Source organism: Natrononativus sp. DTA114 (genome assembly GCF_059736515.1).
On record NZ_JCASSN010000001.1, the window covers coordinates 541,486 to 559,316 of the forward strand.

A 17,831-nucleotide genomic window follows, 5' to 3' on the forward strand; every position below is an offset into this window, starting at 1 on the left:
CCAACTATGGCTCTTCGGGGACGTCGATCTCGCCGTCGATGATCGCCTCTCTCGACTCCTCGACCTGGTCTTTCACGTCGTCGGGGATCTCGTCGCCGATCGACTGGCCGTAGACGGCCTGGACCCCGTCGTCTTCGAGTCCCAGCTCCTCGACCTCGCCGCCTTCGAACTCGTCGTTGACGACGGACTCGATCGCGGTGAACACCGCGGTGTCGACCTGTTTGACCATGCTCGCGAGGATCACGTCAGCGAAGTCCTCCTCGGTCTGGGACTGGTCGGCGTCGACGCCGATGGCGAATCGCTCCTCGGACTCGGCGGCCTGGAAGACGCCCACGCCGGTCGCGCCGGCCGCGTGGAAGACGATGTCCGCGTCCTGATCCTGATACATCGAGCGGGCGGTTTCCTGGCCGCCTGCGGTATCGTTGAAGTCGCCGACGTAGCTCGTGACGACGTCCGCGTCACCGTCGGCGTGCTCGACGCCGGCGGTGAAGCCCGCTTCGAACTTCTGGATCAGCGGGGATTCGACCCCGCCGACAAAGCCGACCGTGCTCGCATCGGGGTTCGTCTCGCTCCCGCCGGCCTCGAACTCCATCGTCGTCAACAGCCCCGCGAGGTGGCCCACCTGGAACGACCCCTCGTGCTCGCCGAAGACGTAACTCCGGACGTTGTCCTCCTCCTCGAGGGTGTCGTCGACGAGGATGAAGTTCTGGTCCGGGTACTCCGGTGCGTTCCCCGACAGCGCGTCGAGCTGTGCGAAGCCGATACAGCTGATCAGGTCGTAGTCGCCCGACTCTGCGAAGTCTCGCTGTGCGCCGTCGAACTCACCCTCGGTATCGGGTTCGGACTCACTGTAGGAGATGCCGAACTCCTCTTCGGCTTGAAGGACCCCCGACTGTGCCATGTCGTTGAACGAGTTGTCGCCGAGACCCCCCGTGGCGTACACCATACCGACGTTGACGCCCTCGCCGTCGTCCCCTTCCTCGCCGAACCCCCCGACGCATCCCGCCAACGCGGCGAGACCGGCTGCACCAGCGCCACTCAAGAACCGCCGTCTGTCTCGTGCCATGGAGGCGACTAGCGTGCGAGGGGTGGTTAAAGTATACGGATTCATCCCGATACCGTGGACGAACGGTCGCAATAGTCGATTTACATGTGTGATGTGGGAAATTACATGCGATTTGACAGACGAACCGAAGTGGGGTTCGCGACACCGCGGATCAAGACCCAGTGCGACCGTAATCGAAAAACCGGCAGGCCGGCACTGGCCGGTCAGGACCGGTCGGCGACGGCTCGCTCGACGACCGCCCGCGCCTCATCGATCAGTTCGTCGACGTCGTCGCTCTCGGCGTAGATTCGTACGTACGGTTCGGTGCCGCTCGGCCGGACGAGGGTCCAGGCGGCATCGGAGAACTCGAGTCGCACCCCGTAATCGGTATCGACCGTCGCATCCGGAAACGCCTCGGGGAGTTCGGTCTCGAGGCGTGCCATCGCCGGCGCCTTCGCCTCATCGGGACAGTCCACGCTCACCTTGCGGTAGGGGCGTTCGGCCACCGGTTCGCGGAGCGCGTCGACGTCGCCGGCCTCGCCGACGAGGGCGCTCACCACGGCGGCGCTGGTGACGCCGTCGATCCACCCCCCGAAAGCGGTGTGAATGTGCTTCCAGGGCTCGGCGGCGAAGACGACGGCTGTGTCGTCGGTCCCCCGGTCGCGCTCTCGAGCGATCCCCTCGTGGAGCGCGCCCAGGCGGACCCGCTCAACCCGTCCGCCTGCCTTGCGCACCTGTTCGTCGATTCGTGCGGAGGCGTTCGGCGTCGTGACGACCACGGGATCCTCGACGTCCGCCGTCCGGGTGTAGTGAGCGGCGACGACCGCGAGAACGGTGTCTTCGTGGACGACCTCGCCGTCGCCGTTGAGGACGACGAGTCGATCCGCGTCCCCGTCGTGGGCGAGGCCGAGGTCGAACGACGACGTCTCGAGGAACGCCGAGAGATCCGTCAGCGTCTCGGGAGTCGGTTTGCTCTCGCGGGCGGGGAAGTGGCCGTCGACGTTCGCGTTCAGCGCCACCACGTGTGCACCCAGGCGCTCCAGGACGTGTGGGGTCGCGACCGCGCCGACGCCGGTTCCACAGTCGACGGCGACCGAGAGGCCCTCGAGCGGACTCTCACTACCGAACCCCTCGCGAACGTAGTCGATAACGGCCTGTCTGTAGGTCGGAAGGACTTCGAGGCGCTCGGAGCTGCCCCACTCGTCCCAGGCGGCGAGTTCGGGAGCCTCGACCAGCGCTTCGACGGCCTCCTCGGCGTCGCGGTCGTACTCGACGCCGTCGACGAACAGTTTGATGCCGTTGTCTGCGGGCGGGTTGTGACTCGCCGTGAGCATCACGCCGCGGCGACCCTGCGAGGCGAACGCCAGCCCCGGCGTCGGTAGCTGACCGACCCGGCGGACATCGGCCCCCGCGCTCTCGAGGCCGGCTTCCATCGCGGCGGCGAGTGCCTGGCCGGTTTCTCGACCGTCGCGGCCGACGACGAACGTTTGGCCCGGCTCGCCGGCCGCCTGGCCGACGGAAAGCGCGAGTGCTGGCGTCACCGATTCTTCGACGGGGCCGCGAATCCCTGCCGTCCCGAACAGCGTCATGCGATGAAGTTCCGCGAGGAGCTACTTATCAGCACTGTCCTCGACACGCCTGCCAGGAAGTGTGGTGAAAAACCGCTTCGGGACGAACTCGAGGTGCTATAGTAGTAACTGATACGATTACACACTGGTCGCACAGCCGTCGTGCGATCAGGTTGCAGTAGCGTTCAGTGGCTACTCTCCTCGGGTAACTCGTCGATCAAGACGACCGCCTCACCGTCGACAACCGTCTCGTCGTCGTTCTCATCCCGGATCTGCGTCTCGAGGCGATACTGGTCGTTTCCGAGTTCTTCGACGATTTCGACCCGAGCCGACACCCGGTCGCCGATCCGCACCGGCCCGCGGAACTCGAGGTCCTGTGAGAGGTAGATCGTGAGCCCGGGGAGGCGCGCGAGGGCGGCGCTGATGAGCCCGGAGACGAGCGTTCCGTGAACGATCCGCCCGCCGAATCTGGTCTCCGCGGCGAACTCCTCGTCGAGGTGGAGGCGGTTGGTGTCGCCGCTCACCCGCGCGAACGCGCGTACGTCCTCGTCCGAGAGCGTCTTCTCGAAGGTGACCGCGTCGCCGACGCTGATGCGGGCGGGGTCGTCGACGGTTCGGTCGAACGTCCAGTCGAGATCCGAGTACTCGAGGGAGGGGACCGGTGGAGCGACGGCTCGATCCTCGGTGTCGGACGTAGCGTGATCTCCGTCGGATCGGGGGAACATCGCGGAGACTGCGGCTCGATTGGCGGCGGCCGCAGTTCGGACACACTGACTGGCGAGCGACGTCCAGGCGGCGGTCATCTCGGCCGCGTTCGCCCCCGAGTGCTGTCGTGTCATGTGTCATCACGTATGCGCGTCGCTGATATGACTCCTTTGACTGCGTCAGCCGGCGTGGACGACTCCGCGATTCCATCGGCGCTCCGCGACCTCCTTCGCAGCGCTTTTCGCATAAACCACCCACTCGAGGGTCTTTGTGTATTTAATCCCCATTTGCTCCCATTAGATGGTATCTAGTGGAAACGCTTATCTGCGCGGCCGTCTACGATACTGGTGATGACGGACGACTCCGGCCAACCGCCCTGGTTTACGCCCGGGATGTTCACGAAGCAGATGCAGGAGGCGGGCGAGCAGGTCGCCGAATCACAGCAGGACCTGTTCTCCCAGATGATGCGGGCAGGCATGGCGAACCCGCTCGAGGGCACGTCGGGGTTCGACCCGATGAACCTCGGGACGGCGACGTTCAAAGCCCGCGTCCAGAGCGGCGGCCGGATCAGCATTCCCGAACCCGAACGGGACGCCCTCGACATCGAGGAAGGCGACATCGTCCAGACGATCGTCGTTCCCGTCAAGCGAACCAGAGAGGACTCACAATGACACAGAACCCATTCACCCCCGTCTTCGACGCACAGCGCACCGCACTCACCCAGAGCCGAACCCTGACCCACGACGCCGTCGAGGCCCAGAAGGCCACCTTCGGCGCCATCGCTGACGCCATGTCGGCCTCCGACTCCCTCCTCGAGCAGAACGCCGAACTCACCAAGGGCGCTGCACACGCCTCCGTCGACGCTCTCGAGGCGACCACGCCCGAGGAGTCGGTCGACTTCGACGAGCTCCGCGAGCTGGTCGACGAGCAGTTCGACGCCGCAACCGAGGCCCAGCGAGAGAGCCTCGAGTCGCTGATCGAGGCCGTCGAGGAGTCCGAACGCACCTACGACGAGTTCGCCGACCGCTACACCGACGCCGTCGACTCCTCGTTCGACTCGTTCCTCGAGGCCCACGAGCAGGCGGAGGCGAACGTCGAGCGCGTCGTCGAGAACGCCGAGGACGCCGCCGACGAGTTCGACGCCGCCGCGTAGAGACATACCCTTTTGCAGCCGCCGATTCAACTACTACACATGACAGACTCAGGTCCAGACCCCAACAACTGGAGCGCGTTCGTCGAACAGTGGAACGAGCAGTTCGCGAACGCGGTCGAACAGAACGTGGAGGCCCAGGCGCAGTTCGTCGAGAGCTGGTCGGACGCCGTCGGCGAAGCCACCGAAAACAACGACCTCTCGGAGGGCGTCGAGGGCTACGCCCGCGCCTACGAGACCTGGATGGACGCCTCGGAACAGATGGCCGACCGGATGGCCGACGCGCTCGGTGGCGAGGACGTCGACGTCGAGGAGTTCCGCGACATCTGGCTCGACACCGCCAACGACGCGTTCAAGGACGTGATGTCGACGACCGCGTTCGCCCGCATGACCGGCGAAACGGTCGGCGACGTGCTCGAGGCCCAGCAGCAAGCCGACGAGGCCGCCGAAAGCACCCTGCGCACGCTCGGTTTCGCCACCGAAAGTGACGTCGTCGAAGTCGGTGACCGACTGGTCGAACTCGAGCGACGCCAGCACGACGTCGAACGCAAACTCGACCGGGTACTCGAACACCTCGAGGACGAATGAAGAACCCATACGCACTCGCGATGGACATGCAACGGCAGGCCTGGGAGAGCGCCACCGAGGTCGCCGAAAAGAGCCGTGTCGCTCCCGAACGCACCGAGACGTTCCACAACGTCGAGGTGGGGCAAACGCCCAGCGAGGCCGTCTACGAGGAGAATAAGCTTCGCCTGCTCCACTACGAGTCCCAGACCGAGGAGCAACACGACGTGCCGATCCTCGTCGTCTACGCGCTGATCAACAAACCGTACATCCTCGACCTTCAGCCCGACCGCTCGGTGGTGAAGACCCTGCTCGAGTCCGGCTTCGACGTCTACCTGATCGACTGGGGCGAGCCCTCCGCGCTCGACCGCTCGCTCACCCTCGATGACTACGTCGACCGCTACATCGACAACTGCGTCGACGTCGTTCGCGACCGCTCCGACCAGGAGTCGATCAACCTGCTGGGCTACTGCATGGGCGGCACGATGTCGGCGATGTACGCCGCGCTCCACCCCGAGAAGGTCCGCAATCTCGGCCTGATGGCGGCCGGCCTCTGCTTTACGGGCGAGGGCGGCGTGCTCGAGCAGTGGGGCGCCGAGGAGTACTACGACCCGAAGAAAGTCACCGACACGTTCGGCAACGTCCCCGCGGAGTTCCTGGACGTCGGCTTCGCGCTGATGGACCCCGTCGCGAACAGCCTGACGAAGTACGTCCGCTTTTACGAGAACATGGACGACGAGGACTTCGTCGAGAACTTCGCCCGGATGGAGCGCTGGCTCTCGGAAGGGATCGACGTCGCTGGGGCCACCTACGACCAGTTCATCTCCGACATTTACCAGGAGAACAAACTGATCGAGAACGAACTCCACCTCGACGGCAAACACGTCGACATCGAGAACATCGAGATGCCCGTCCTTCAGATCGTCGCGGAATACGACCACCTGATCCCGCCGGAAGCCTCCAAGCCGTTCAACGAGGCTATCCCGAGCGAGGATACGGAGATCATGGAGTTCGCGACGGGTCACATCGGGATGTCGGTCTCCTCGAGAAGCCACGCCGAACTCTGGCCGGACGTCTGTGCGTGGTTCGAAGCGCGCTCGCAGGTCGAGGAGGCGGCGCTCGAGGCCGAACCCGAGACGCCGACGGCCGACGACGAGGCGGTCGACGCCGCCCTCGCCGAGGACGTCGCGGGCGACGAGACGGGAGCGGACGACCTGACCGCGCTCACCGGCGTCGGCGACGCCTACGCCGCCGACCTGCGCGAGGCCGGCATCGAGACGTTCGCGGATCTCGCGAGCGCCGACGGTGTCGAGATCGCGTCGGAGACCGGAATTTCGCCGTCCCGGCTCGAGGACTGGATCGAGCAGGCGAGCCGACGCTGAGTCGGGTTCGGCGGCGACTCGAGTCGCCGCAGGCGGTTTCAGGACAGGAAAACAACAGGTCGTTATTTATCGTCGGCCATACAACGTGTGTACAACCATGTCAATGGACGGCCGGACGTGTGTCATTACGGGATCGGCCCGGGGAATCGGCCGCGGAATCGCCGAACGCCTCGGCCGCGAGGGGGCGAACGTCGTGATCAACTATCGTTCTTCCGAGGGGGCCGCCCACGAGACCGTCGAGGCGATCGAAACCGCCGGCGGACAGGCGATCACCGCACAGGGGGACGTCACGAACAGAGCGGACGTCGATCACGTCCGGGAGGTCTGTCACGAGGCGTTCGGTCCCGCGGACGTCCTGGTCAACAACGCCGGCATTACGGCCGACACGCAGTTTACGAACATGAGCCGAGACGAGTGGGATCGGGTGATGGACGTCAACCTCGGCGGGATGTTCAACTGCACGCAGGCGTTCTACGACGACCTCTGGAACGCCCACGAGGGCCGACTGATCAACATCTCGAGTATCGTCGGCAAGCAGGGGAACTTCGGCCAGGCCAACTACGCCGCCGCGAAAAGCGGGATGTTCGGGTTCACCCGAACGATCGCCCTCGAACTCGCCCAGGGCGGTTCGACGGCGAACTGCGTCGCCCCCGGGTTCACTCGCACCGAGATGCTCGAGAGCGTCCCCGAGAAGGTGCTCGACCGGATCATCGCGGGTATCCCGCTCGAGCGCCTGGCGGCGGTCGAAGACATCGCTGCAGTCGTTCGATTTCTCGCGAGCGAGGAGTCCTCCTACATCACCGGCGAAGTGATCGACGTCAACGGCGGGATGGACCTGTAGCGCCGGCCCCTGATCCACCCGTCGCTATTCCTTCGACCGCTTCTCCTTTGCGAGCACTCGCACGTTCTCGATCCCCGTCTCGGGATACTGCCCCGACTCGTCCTTTTCGACGGCCTTGACCATATCCCAGATCACGTTCAGTCCGGTCGTAACCCCCTCGAGGGCCTCCATCTCGCAGCCCGTCTTCCCCGTCGTCCCGACGGCGACTTCGAGCTCGATCCGATCCTCCTCGACTTCGAAGGCGGTATCGACGTTGGTAATCGGAATCTGGTGGCACATCGGGATCGTCTCCCAGGTGTGTTTGACCGCCTGGATCGCGCCGATTCGGGCGGTGGCGAGCACGTCCCCCTTCCCGACCTCGTCGGCGCGAATCGCCTCGACCGTCGTCGGCTGCAGGCGAATCTCGCCCGCGGCGACCGCGCGGCGCTTCGAATCGGGTTTGTCGCCCACGTCGACCATCTGGACGTCTCCGTCGGCGGTGGTGTGAGTCAGTTCGCTCGCGTCGGAGTCCTCCGCGGATCGGCGCTCGGCGCCCGCGTCCTCAGTCATCGTCCTCACCCCACAGCGCCGCCGGAATCTCACAGAGCAGATCCGAGGCGAGCAACCCGCCGTGGTGGGTCTCCGCGACCCGTTCGCCCGCGGTGCCGTTGACGCGGGCGGCCGCACAGGCCGCCTCGAACGGCTCGGCATGCTCGAGCAGTCCGGCAACGATACCGGCGAGCAGGTCGCCGGTGCCGCCGACGGCCATCCCTGGCACCCCCGAGCGGTCGATCTTCGTTCGCTCGCCGTCGGTGATCACGTCCTCCTCGCCCTTGGCGAGGATCACGTGGCCCAGTTCAGCGGAAAGCGCCTCGATCTCCTCGAGGACCTCTCGCAGGTCGTCGACCTCCGGACCGCCCAGATCCGCCAGTTCCCGGCGGTTGGGCGTACAGACCAGCGTCGCCTCGGTGTCGACCTCGGGGACGACCGACAGCGCGTCGGCGTCGACCACGACGGGACCGGTGTAGGACTCGAGGAACAGGCGGGCAGCCTCGAGCGTCTCCTCTGCGCTTCCGAGTCCCGGTCCCAGGATCACGACGTCGTCGTACGATTCGGCGGTGTCGACCAGGTCGTCGACCTGATCGGGGGTCAGCCGGTCGCTCTCGTAGGACTGGACGATGAGGTCCTCGGCGTACCCCTGGATCTGCCCGGAGACGGCCTCTGGTGCGGAAACGAAGGAGAGTTCCATCCCCGCCCGCAGCGCGGCCTGAGCGGCCAGTGCAGGCGCTCCCGTGTAGGGGCCGCCGCCGATGACGAACGCCCGCCCCGCCCGCTCGTCGGGTCGTGCGAGCGAAACGTCACCCGGCCCGACGAAGTGCTCGGCGGCGGCCGGAATGCCGATGTCGGCGACGGTGACCTCCGCCTCGAGGTCCTCGAGACCTGGTTTTTCCTCGTGAAACGTGACAACACGGTCTGCCTCGACGCCGTTTTCCGCGTGTTCGCCCTCGTTCGCGTCGAACCCGGATGGGACGTCGACGGCGACGACCGTCGGGCCGGCGTCGTTGATCGCCCGCGCCGCGGTCGCTTCCGGCTCTCGCAGTTCTCCCGAGATGCCGGTGCCGAGCATCGCGTCGACGATCACGTCCGCCTCCGGAAGCTCGAGACCCCGCGAGTCGGCCACCTCCCGCGCGTCGTATTCGCCGGCCTCGAGGGCCTCCCAGTTCTCGCGGGCGATGTCGGTGCCGATCGTTTCGGCGCGACCGAGCAGCAGGGTGGTGACGTCGTCGCTCTCGAGAAAGCGAGCGGCGACGAAGGCGTCCCCGCCGTTGTTTCCCCGTCCCGCGACGATCGCGACCCGCGCGCCGGGGTCGGCGACCTCGCGGACGACTCGAGCGACGGCGTTCCCGCTCGACTCCATCAGCTGTTTCTGGCTCACACCCAGGGCGGCGGCGTTCTCGTCGACGGCGGCCATCCGTTCGCCGGTAATCATACCCGGGCGTTTGCCGTCGGGAGCGAAAAGCGTGTGGGAGCCGACGAAGGTGATCGAAACCGCCCTGGAAATGTAGAATTTTTATACTCCAGTGGATGAATGACTCAGTAACCGATGTCCGCCGATGAAACGCTGGTGATCGCCGTCTCGGTGACACTCGTCTGTCTGACGTTGCCGGTGGTGGTTGCGACAGAAAGCGTTGCACTCCTGTTCGTTCTGGTCGTCGGCGTCGGAATCGTCGGCCCGCAGTGCTACCTCGCGGCGACCGACGACGAGGTTCCGCCTCGAGTCCGCGTTCGCGTCGCGATGGTGCTCGCAGTACTCGTTGCAATTCTCTGGACGGGGTCAGCGACCGTCGCGGAGCGTCGGAGCGTCGCGCTCGTAATCGCGGCGCTGTTCGTCGGGGTCGTCTGGCGCGAGTTCGCGGGCGGCTACCGGTCGCGCCGTGCGGCCTGAACCCTGCTCATCCGGTCCCGTTACGTTTACCCACCCGCAAGCCCTGTATTCGGTGTGAACGTCTTCTGGCTCGACGAGGATCCAGAGCTGGCCGCCCGCTACCACTGTGACCAGCACGTCAACAAGCTGCTGCTCGAGGCCGCCCAGGTGCTCTGTACCGCCGCCAGGGAGAACGGCCTCGAGGCGGATTTTCTCTACCGACCCACCCACGCGAACCACCCGGTGACGCGATGGGCGACGGAGTCGCGGGCGAACTGGCTTCGCCTGCGCGAGCACGCGGCGGCGCTCAACGCCGAGTTCAAGTCCCGGTACGGCCACGAGGACGGCCACGCGAGCTGGGCCGTGATCGATCGGATCGACCCCGACGAGATCGACTTCACGCAAGCGGAGCTAACGTCGCGCCCGCAGGCGATGCCGGAGGAGTACCGGCGACCGGGCGACCCGGTCGCGGCCTACCGGGCGTACTACGCCGGCGAGAAGGCCGAGTGGGCGGAGTGGGCCCACACCGAAGAGCCGCCGTGGCTCACCAAGTACCGTGAACTCGACCCCGGCCCCGAGGCCACGCCGACAGACGACTAACGTGGTCGTCTCAGTACCGAACCTCGAACCCGTTCTCCCCTTGCGGTTCCCCGTCTTTCGCCTCGACACCCTCGACCTCTGCCGCGGGGCTGCCCTCGTGGCACCACGTCACCATCGAGTCGACCGCCTCCTCCGGGCCCTCGAACACAGCTTCGACCCGGCCGTCCTCGAGGTTTCGCACCCAGCCGTCGACGCCGCGATCCCGGGCGGTGTCGCGGGTGTTCGCCCGGTAGTAGACGCCCTGGACCGTACCCGAAACGAACACGTGCGCTCGCGTTCGATCGTTCATGTATGCGCACTCTGTGCCGAGGGGTAAAAAATCGACTCCGCTCGAGGGCGGATCGCAGCGCCCGGTCTCGAGGCGGGAGGTGGTCCTGATGGGAATTATCGACCGGTTCGAGGACGAGTACCTCGACGTCTCGAGTAGTCGGGCCTCGATCCGCGAACTCCTTGAGTTGTTCGCCGGAGCGGTCGTGTTCGTCCTCGTCGCCGGCGGGCTAACGTGGTATTTACTCGGCGAAACGGTCGCGCGCTGGGTCGTCCTCGCCCTCGCGGTTATCTTCGCGGTCACGCTCGTCTCCCGGGCCTACTGGGCGATCACCGGGCGAGCGGATTACGACGAGTCGGGATAGGGGCCGATTACTCGCCGGTTCGGAGGTGGTGAAACACGTAGGTCTGTGCGTAGCCGGCGTACTGGCCGCCGAACCGCTCGCGGATCGCTCGGGAGGTAGCCGCGTACGAGCCACGGTCGCAGTCGGGGTACTGTTCTTCGATGGCGGTTCTGATCCACGTATCGAGCGGAACGGCCTCGTCGAAGCCGAGGGCGAACAGCAACACGCAGTCGGCGACCTTCTCGCCGACGCCGACGAACTGGGTAAGGTAGTCGCGAGCCTCCTCGTACGGCAACTCCCGGGCGTCGACAGGATGGGCCTCACCGCTCGCGACCATCTCGGCCGTTCGGGCCACGTAGGGCGCGCGGTAGCCGAGACTGAGGTCCCGAAGTTCGGACTCCGTCGCCGTCGCCAGATCCTTCGGCGTCGGGAACGCGTAGTAGGTCTCCCCCTCGAGGCTCACCGGCCGCCCGTACTCCTGGGCCAGCGTTTTCACCATCCCGTGAATACGGCTCACGCGCATCTGGGCCGAACAGATGAACGAGATCAGCGTCCCGAACGCGGGATCCTCGACGAGACGCATTCCGTCGTGGGCGGCGTACGCCTCGGTGAGCAGCGGATCCGCGGGAGCCGTCGCGGCGATCCCCTCGAGGTCGTCCTCGAGGCGCAGGAGCCGTCGAATCGCGCCATCGCCGTCGACCCCGTCGGTCGCCTGCCACTCGAGGAATCCGTCGCGCTGACGGGCCCGAATCACCGCCGGACGAGCGTTCGAAACGTCGGTAAACGCCGGTTCGGTGCCGTTGAGGACGGTGCTGTACCAGGTGCCGGGGTTGGGCTCACCACTGTACATCCGACCGTCTCCTCGGCGCCACAGGTAGGTCTGGCCGCTCTCGAGCGTTCGGTACAGGTCGAGTCCGCCCGACAGTTCGTCGATCGGGATCGAACCAGTTTCCATCGGTAGATGCCTTCGGGAGCGACGGCTTGGGCCTTTCGAAGCCGCAGACGGGTGATCGGCACCTCGACGAACGCAGGATTTCGGCGTATTCAGCGCCGATCGACCGGTTCCTGTGGGCGAACCTTCATACTGTAGGCCATACAATACCTAGCTATGAATTGCAGGGTTGTCGTCGAGGCTGCCGTCCCGGTGTTCGACGTCGAAACCGAAGACGAGGCGATTCGGATCGGCATCTCGAAAACCGGCGAGATGTTGAACCCTGATCTGAACTACGTCGAGATCAACATGGGAACGCGGACCTCCCCCTCGGGCGAGGAGCTTCCTCCGGCGTTCATCGCCGCCGACGAGGCGCTGGTCGCGCTTGAACTCGAGATGACCGTTTTTAACGTCGAGCGTGAGGAGCACGCCTCGCGGATCGCCCGCAAGGAGATCGGCCAGCGCCTCGAGAACATACCGCTCGACGTCCTCGAAGTCGAGGTACTCGAAGACGAGGACGACGACACCGAGGAGAGTGCGGAAGCGGACGAGACCACCGATGAAGGGGACGACTCGGAGAAGAGTGCAGAATCGGACGATGACCGCGACGACGTCCTTCCCGAGTTCGAGGACCTTCTCGAGTAACGACGAACCAGCTAAAACCGTTCGGGATGGATGGAACAGCCGGTCGGCGACGAAAGCGACGGGACAGATGAGATCTCAGCGGAGGACGTAGAGACGGCGTACGCGGCAACAATCGACCGTTGAAGCAGTTTTGCCACTCACGAGCGTACTGTCTCGAGATGATGTCGTATACTTAGTCTGCAGTTGCGGCGACCGCTTCCGTTTCTTCCTCACTCATGTTGTGAGTGATTCCACCGGCGAGTGCAAAAACAGCGGCTTTGTGGTCAGTTTTCGATTTGTGAATTGATGTCGGTCGAATCCCAAGCGACTCGTACTCATCGAGATTGATTCGGCAGTCGTCCCACTCTGCACACTGGTTGGATACCTCCGCAAGAAGGCCGTGAAGGTGAATGAGCTCCTGTTTCTTCATAACCATCCAATGCTACCCACTGCAGGGTTATATTATTATCCTGAGTCTCGTTACCACACGTCCTATGTTGGAATTATAGTGTGTCTCGAGGCTAAACGTACCGTTTCTGTAGATGGTACGTTCATAATCGACCGGCCGCAGGGGGGAAATACAGTATTACCACATCATATACACCTATTTCTTATAAATTGTGACATCAGAAGAGCAGAGAAATAAACAGTATGTGCGAACTTGTCGTTAGGAGGATTAACCAATCAATAAACGGGGGAGTACGGCGACTATCCGAGCTGTTTGAGCGTTCGAAGGTCCCGATCCGTTCGGGTGAATTCGGCGGTACGCCGCGAGGCGTGACAGTTTGGACAGTGGAACATCTCGGCGGTGTCGGGAAGGTCACTCGGCGGCAGTTGCCAATCTTTGGCACATTCGGGACACAACAGTTGAACGGTCGTTTCCTCCATGAGAACCCGTTTCACACCCGCAGTGAAAAGCTTTGTCGCTACGACAGTGTTCGACTCACTGTCGGCACTGGGACGGTGGTCCAGAGAGAAAATCAGAAACGGTTGGATAACACGGTCATCCGCATTAGACGGCCGCCGTCGCCGAGTCGGAGGCCTCGAGCAACTCCTTGTACCGGTTGCGGATGGTCACTTCGGAGATGTTGGCGACCTCGCTGACGTCGTTCTGGGTCACCTTCTCGTTGGTGAGCAACGCCGCCGCGTAGACGCCCGCCGCTGCGAGGCCGACCGGCGACTTGCCGCTGTGGACGCCCTTGCGTCGAGCGGAGTCGAGCAGCTCTCGCGCCGTCCGCTCGGTTTCGTCGGAGAGGTCGAGGCCGCTGATGAACCGGGGCAGGTAGTGCTCCGGATCGGCGGGCTGAACCTCGAGGCCGAGTTCCCGGACGATGTAGCGGTAGGTGCGGGTGAGCTCCATGCGGTCGACGCGGCTGACCGCGGAGATCTCGTCAAGGCTCCGTGGAGTGCCGGCCTGGCGGGCGGCGGCGTACAGCGACGCCGTCGCGACGCCTTCGATCGATCTCCCTGGAAGGAGGTCTTCCTCGAGGGCGCGACGGTAGATCACCGACGCCGTCTCGCGGACGTTCTCCGGCAGTCCCAGGGCGCTGGCCATGCGGTCGATCTCGCCGAGGGCCTGCTTGAGGTTGCGTTCCTTGGAGTCGCGGGTACGGAAGCGCTCGTTCCAGGTGCGCAGGCGCTGCATCTTCTGGCGCTGGCGGGAGCTGAGCGCCTTGCCGTAGGCGTCTTTGTCCTGCCAGCCGATGTTCGTCGAGAGCCCCTGGTCGTGCATCATGTTGGTCGTCGGTGCTCCCACGCGACTCTTCTCGTCCTTCTCGGCCGAGTCGAACGCGCGCCACTCAGGACCGCGGTCGATCTCGGCTTCCTCGACGACGAGCCCGCAGTCGCTACAGACCGTTTCTGCATGCTCTTCGTCGGAGACGAGGCGGCCGCCACACTCCGGGCACTGCTCTCGCTCGTCCGACCGCGGAGTCGATTCTTCCTCTGTCTCGCCAGTGTAGGTTCGGATTTTCGTATCTGTCATGGTGGGTTACTCGGGGCTCCCGGGTGGGGAAACCAGAAGAAAATCCCGGTCGCCTCAGCTAACATACGGTAAGGCCGAAAACTACTTAAGTATTTCGGTTAGTTAATATACTGTTCGGGATTCCAGTTATGTATGTTTCGGTTATCGGATGATAGATCATCAATAATTACTCGTATCGGACCACCGGTCCGTGACCCACTCGTGGAGTATGGCCTACAGGCGGTCAGACGGTAAAAAGGTGCCCTTCTGTCGGAACGTCGAACAGTCCGATCCGTGCACCGGCATCGAGCCAGGCGTGCCCGTACGAAAATGATGCGAGGGCGTTGACAGGATCGGCCTGATCGCGGAAGTGTCGGCCGTCCTCGAGGTACGATTCGGCCATCTCGTAACACTCCGCCGCTGCCTCACCCATCGGCGTTTCGGGCGGCGGCGCGATCGTCGCCGCCTCGAGCGCCGCCGCGAGTAACTCGCCGTACCGGTCGGTCTTCTCCGCTAGATCCGCAGGCATACGCGTGAATCACGTCGACGACGACCTAAAGCCATCGCACCGGAGGAATTCCCGGATGGCCGTCCAGAATACGGATTTACAGATAAATACGTATTTGTGAGAGAACTGTACGGACCGTATGCGCCTGGTTCAGTTGCGCGTCACGGATGCCGAGCATGACGCGGTGTTCGACGTTCTCGAGGAGGAGGGCATCGACTACGTGGTCACGAACGAGACCGAGGATGCGGTTCTCGTGGAGTTCCCCATCCCGACCCAGGCAGTGGAGTCGGTGTTCGAAGAGCTTCGGCAGAACGGGTTCGACAACGAGGAGTACACGGTCGTCGCAACGATCGAAACCGCCCGGACGGAGAACATCGACGATCTCGAGGACCGGTACGTCCTCGGCGAGGAAGGCGGCGACAGCGTGGCCCACGAGGAGATCCGATCGAAAGCCCTCGAGATGACGCCGGGCAACTTCACCTACTACATGATGACGCTGCTGTCGGCGTTCGTCGCAACGGCCGGTCTCCTGCTGGATTCGCCGGCGATCGTCGTCGGTTCGATGGTGATCGCCCCGCAGATGAGTGCCGCGCTGACGGGCACCGTCGGCACCGTATTGAACGATCGACGGATGATCGTCGACGGCGTCGGCTCGCTCGTCGGCGGCCTCGTCGTCGCTGTCCTCGGCTCACTCGCGTTCGCCTGGTTCATCAGGGTCGCCGGCTTCATCCCCGCGACGGTCGACATCAGCGCCATCAGACAGGTCGAACACCGGATCTCGCCCGGTCTGCTGGCGATGCTGATCGGGGTCTGTGCCGGCGCCGCGGGTGCGTTCGGGCTCGCGACCGCGCTTCCGGTGTCGCTCGTCGGCGTGATGATCGCCGCGGCGCTGATCCCCGCCGCGGCTGCGGTCGGTATCGGCATCGCCTGGGGCTACCCGCTGGTCGCGCTGGGGGCGTTCGTCCTGCTGGCGATCAACACCGTCACGATCGTGCTGGCAGGGCTGGTCGTCTTCCTCTATCTGGGCTACCGCCCGCCCGAGTGGGTCGGCGGCAACCTTCGGTCGAACGCAACTCGCGATCGGGTCGGCTCCGTCGTCGTCGCCGTCCTGGTACTCTCCGCGGTCATGTTCGGTGCCGGCGGAGTGCTCTACCAGCACGTCGCCTTCGAAAACACCGCCAGCGAGGAAACCCGCGCGGTCCTCGACGAGGAGGAGTACGCCGCCCTCGAACTACGAGAATTACGGGCGGAGTTCTACGACTACGGCCTGTTTTCCGATAGCTACGACGTGACGGTCGTGGTCGAACGGCCGGCCGATCAGGCGTACCCCGACTTCCCCGACCGTATCGCGTCGAGCCTCTCGAACGAGACCGGCGAGGAGATCACGGTCGACGTCGAGTTCGTGGAGGGTGCGACGTCGGGAGAGCAACACGCACAGCTTTCGCAGCCGGTGCCGGCTACCACGATCGCCGCTCCCGGGTCTCACGAGTGGATCCTGACGTCACAGTAGCGAGAACGCAACGCGTATACGCCACGTTTCCCAAGAGTTGGGTATGAGCGAGCAGCCTCGAGTCGAGATCTATACCAAAGACGCGTGTCCGTACTGCGAGAAGGCGAAAGACCTCTTCGACGCGAAGGGCGTCGAGTACGACCTCTACAACGTCACGGGCAACGAGGAGCTGTTCGAGGAAATGATCGAGCGCGCGGACGGGCGACGGACCGCCCCAGAGGTGTTCATCGACGACGAACTCGTCGGCGGCTGGGACCAGACGCACGCACTCGAGGAAACGGGTGAACTCGACGAGCGACTCGGTCTCGTCACCGATGGCGGGGAGAGCGATGCCTCGGAGGGGAACCGAAACGAAGACGGCACAGCCGAGGACGTGACCGAACACCGGAAAATGATCATCGCCGGTACCGGTATCGCTGGCCTCACCGCCGCGATTTACGCGGCACGTTCGAACAACGACCCCCTCGTCATCGAGGGCGACGAGCCCGGCGGACAGCTCACCCTCACGACCGACGTCGCGAACTATCCCGGCTTCCCGGAAGGGATCAGCGGACCCGATCTGGTCAATAACATGAAAGAGCAGGCGACCCAGTTCGGTGCCGAACTGAAAAACGGGATCGTCGACTCCGTCGACGCCTCTTCGCGGCCGTTTCGCGTCGAACTCACGAACGGGGACGTCTACACTGCCGACGCCGTCATCGCCGCCTCCGGGGCGAGCGCTCGCACTCTCGGCATCCCCGGCGAGGACGACCTGATGGGCTACGGCCTCTCGACGTGTGCGACCTGCGACGGCGCGTTCTTCCGCGGGGAGGATATGCTCGTCGTCGGCGGCGGCGACGCCGCGATGGAGGAGGCAACCTTCCTGACGAAGTTCGCCGACACCGTCTACCTCGCCCACCGCCGCGAGGAGTTCCGCGCGGAGGATTACTGGATCGACCGCGTCCACGAGAAAGTCGAGGAGGGCGAGATCGAGATCATGAAGAACACTGAACTGCTCGAGGTCCACGGCTCCCAGGCGGAGGGCGTCGACCACGTCACGCTGGTCGAAAACGAGGCCGGTCACCCGAGCGACCGCCTGGACGACCCCGAGACCAACGAGTTCGAGTTCGACGTCGGAGCCGTCTTCCTCGCGATCGGCCACACGCCGAACACGGAGTACCTCGAGGGAACCGGTGTCGAGATGGACGAGGAGGGCTACCTCCGCACCCAGGGAGGGAGCGGGGGCGGCCAGACCGAGACCGACGTGCCGGGCATCTTCGGCGCGGGCGACGTCGTCGACTACCACTACCAGCAGGCCGTCACCGCCGCGGGGATGGGTTCGAAGGCGGCGATCGACGCCGACGAGTACCTCGAGGACCTCGAGCGCGCGGACTCGAGCGAGGCGGAAGCCGCGGCCGCCGACGACTGACGCCGGCCGCTTCGCTG

The 17,831-nt window shown here is 64.7% G+C and carries 22 protein-coding genes; 11 read left to right on the forward strand and 11 right to left on the reverse strand.

The window, feature by feature from the left end; genetic code table 11:
- Window positions 1–4 precede the first annotated feature (4 nt).
- The 3 genes from AC6I6S_RS02815 to AC6I6S_RS02825 all read right to left on the reverse strand — a co-directional run bounded on the left by AC6I6S_RS02815 (window position 5) and on the right by AC6I6S_RS02825 (window position 3,452).
- Window positions 5–1,066 (reverse strand): BMP family lipoprotein, encoded by a 1,062-nt coding sequence (locus AC6I6S_RS02815; protein WP_497948209.1) that lies wholly within the window; start codon window positions 1,064–1,066, stop codon window positions 5–7.
- A 203-nt stretch (window positions 1,067–1,269) separates the two neighbouring features.
- Entirely contained in the window at window positions 1,270–2,634 is a 1,365-nt protein-coding gene (locus AC6I6S_RS02820; protein WP_497948210.1) for a phosphohexomutase domain-containing protein, read from the reverse strand.
- A gap of 164 nt (window positions 2,635–2,798) precedes the next feature.
- A complete protein-coding gene (locus AC6I6S_RS02825) occupies window positions 2,799–3,452 on the reverse strand; it encodes a MaoC family dehydratase (protein ID WP_497948211.1) in 654 nt (217 codons plus the stop codon).
- Window positions 3,453–3,668: 216 nt separating this feature from the next.
- Between AC6I6S_RS02825 and AC6I6S_RS02830 the strand changes: the two genes are divergently transcribed.
- From AC6I6S_RS02830 to AC6I6S_RS02850, 5 genes are all read left to right on the forward strand, one after another.
- Window positions 3,669–3,989, forward strand: a complete 321-nt coding sequence (locus AC6I6S_RS02830; RefSeq protein ID WP_497948212.1) for an AbrB/MazE/SpoVT family DNA-binding domain-containing protein — start codon at window positions 3,669–3,671, stop codon at window positions 3,987–3,989.
- Entirely contained in the window at window positions 3,986–4,471 is a 486-nt protein-coding gene (locus AC6I6S_RS02835) for a hypothetical protein (protein WP_497948213.1), read from the forward strand. Before AC6I6S_RS02830 ends, AC6I6S_RS02835 begins: the two co-directional genes overlap by 4 nt.
- A gap of 39 nt (window positions 4,472–4,510) precedes the next feature.
- A complete protein-coding gene (locus tag AC6I6S_RS02840) occupies window positions 4,511–5,056 on the forward strand; it encodes a poly(R)-hydroxyalkanoic acid synthase subunit PhaE (protein WP_497948214.1) in 546 nt (181 codons plus the stop codon).
- Entirely contained in the window at window positions 5,053–6,414 is a 1,362-nt protein-coding gene (gene phaC / locus AC6I6S_RS02845) for a class III poly(R)-hydroxyalkanoic acid synthase subunit PhaC (RefSeq protein ID WP_497948215.1), read from the forward strand. The genes AC6I6S_RS02840 and phaC overlap by 4 nt, the downstream gene beginning before the upstream one ends.
- A 97-nt stretch (window positions 6,415–6,511) precedes the next feature.
- Window positions 6,512–7,255, forward strand: coding sequence for a beta-ketoacyl-ACP reductase (locus AC6I6S_RS02850; RefSeq protein ID WP_497948216.1), 744 nt, complete (start codon window positions 6,512–6,514; stop codon window positions 7,253–7,255).
- A 24-nt stretch (window positions 7,256–7,279) separates the two neighbouring features.
- On the opposite strand, the gene moaC is transcribed toward AC6I6S_RS02850, so the two are convergent.
- Window positions 7,280–7,804, reverse strand: a complete 525-nt coding sequence (gene moaC, locus AC6I6S_RS02855) for a cyclic pyranopterin monophosphate synthase MoaC (RefSeq protein ID WP_497948217.1) — start codon at window positions 7,802–7,804, stop codon at window positions 7,280–7,282.
- Window positions 7,797–9,224, reverse strand: a complete 1,428-nt coding sequence (locus tag AC6I6S_RS02860; protein ID WP_497948218.1) for an NAD(P)H-hydrate dehydratase — start codon at window positions 9,222–9,224, stop codon at window positions 7,797–7,799. The genes moaC and AC6I6S_RS02860 overlap by 8 nt, the downstream gene beginning before the upstream one ends.
- A 114-nt stretch (window positions 9,225–9,338) precedes the next feature.
- On the opposite strand from AC6I6S_RS02860, the gene AC6I6S_RS02865 reads away from it, so the two are divergent.
- Together AC6I6S_RS02865 and AC6I6S_RS02870 are read left to right on the forward strand one after the other, a co-directional pair.
- Window positions 9,339–9,680 (forward strand): hypothetical protein, encoded by a 342-nt coding sequence (locus AC6I6S_RS02865; protein ID WP_497948219.1) that lies wholly within the window; start codon window positions 9,339–9,341, stop codon window positions 9,678–9,680.
- Between the two features lie 54 nt (window positions 9,681–9,734).
- The gene (locus tag AC6I6S_RS02870) at window positions 9,735–10,259 is read left to right on the forward strand and encodes a hypothetical protein (protein WP_497948220.1); all 525 of its coding nucleotides are present in this window, start codon (window positions 9,735–9,737) and stop codon (window positions 10,257–10,259) included.
- A 10-nt stretch (window positions 10,260–10,269) separates the two neighbouring features.
- Here the strand turns inward: AC6I6S_RS02870 and AC6I6S_RS02875 are convergent, their stop codons facing one another.
- The gene (locus AC6I6S_RS02875) at window positions 10,270–10,548 is read right to left on the reverse strand and encodes an acylphosphatase (protein ID WP_497948221.1); all 279 of its coding nucleotides are present in this window, start codon (window positions 10,546–10,548) and stop codon (window positions 10,270–10,272) included.
- Between the two features lie 88 nt (window positions 10,549–10,636).
- On the opposite strand from AC6I6S_RS02875, the gene AC6I6S_RS02880 reads away from it, so the two are divergent.
- Window positions 10,637–10,891 (forward strand): hypothetical protein, encoded by a 255-nt coding sequence (locus tag AC6I6S_RS02880; protein WP_497948222.1) that lies wholly within the window; start codon window positions 10,637–10,639, stop codon window positions 10,889–10,891.
- A gap of 7 nt (window positions 10,892–10,898) precedes the next feature.
- Here the strand turns inward: AC6I6S_RS02880 and AC6I6S_RS02885 are convergent, their stop codons facing one another.
- Window positions 10,899–11,825, reverse strand: coding sequence for a DNA-3-methyladenine glycosylase family protein (locus tag AC6I6S_RS02885; protein WP_497948223.1), 927 nt, complete (start codon window positions 11,823–11,825; stop codon window positions 10,899–10,901).
- Window positions 11,826–11,978: 153 nt separating this feature from the next.
- On the opposite strand from AC6I6S_RS02885, the gene AC6I6S_RS02890 reads away from it, so the two are divergent.
- Window positions 11,979–12,446, forward strand: coding sequence for a DUF555 domain-containing protein (locus AC6I6S_RS02890; protein WP_497948224.1), 468 nt, complete (start codon window positions 11,979–11,981; stop codon window positions 12,444–12,446).
- A gap of 172 nt (window positions 12,447–12,618) precedes the next feature.
- Here the strand turns inward: AC6I6S_RS02890 and AC6I6S_RS02895 are convergent, their stop codons facing one another.
- The 4 genes from AC6I6S_RS02895 to AC6I6S_RS02910 form a co-directional block, all read right to left on the reverse strand.
- Window positions 12,619–12,855 carry a UPF0058 family protein gene (locus AC6I6S_RS02895; RefSeq protein WP_497948225.1) on the reverse strand — a complete coding sequence of 79 codons (237 nt, stop codon included), beginning with the start codon at window positions 12,853–12,855 and terminating at the stop codon, window positions 12,619–12,621.
- Between the two features lie 278 nt (window positions 12,856–13,133).
- A complete protein-coding gene (locus tag AC6I6S_RS02900) occupies window positions 13,134–13,313 on the reverse strand; it encodes a DUF7836 family putative zinc-binding protein (protein ID WP_497948226.1) in 180 nt (59 codons plus the stop codon).
- 124 nt (window positions 13,314–13,437) lie between these two features.
- A complete protein-coding gene (locus AC6I6S_RS02905; protein ID WP_497948227.1) occupies window positions 13,438–14,409 on the reverse strand; it encodes a transcription initiation factor IIB in 972 nt (323 codons plus the stop codon).
- Between the two features lie 223 nt (window positions 14,410–14,632).
- A complete protein-coding gene (locus tag AC6I6S_RS02910; RefSeq protein ID WP_497948228.1) occupies window positions 14,633–14,917 on the reverse strand; it encodes a DUF357 domain-containing protein in 285 nt (94 codons plus the stop codon).
- Between the two features lie 118 nt (window positions 14,918–15,035).
- On the opposite strand from AC6I6S_RS02910, the gene AC6I6S_RS02915 reads away from it, so the two are divergent.
- Together AC6I6S_RS02915 and AC6I6S_RS02920 are read left to right on the forward strand one after the other, a co-directional pair.
- Window positions 15,036–16,406: a DUF389 domain-containing protein gene (locus tag AC6I6S_RS02915; protein WP_497948229.1), complete on the forward strand. Its 1,371-nt coding sequence runs from the start codon at window positions 15,036–15,038 to the stop codon at window positions 16,404–16,406.
- Between the two features lie 43 nt (window positions 16,407–16,449).
- Window positions 16,450–17,814, forward strand: coding sequence for an FAD-dependent oxidoreductase (locus AC6I6S_RS02920; protein WP_497948230.1), 1,365 nt, complete (start codon window positions 16,450–16,452; stop codon window positions 17,812–17,814).
- The last annotated feature ends 17 nt before the right edge of the window (window positions 17,815–17,831 follow it).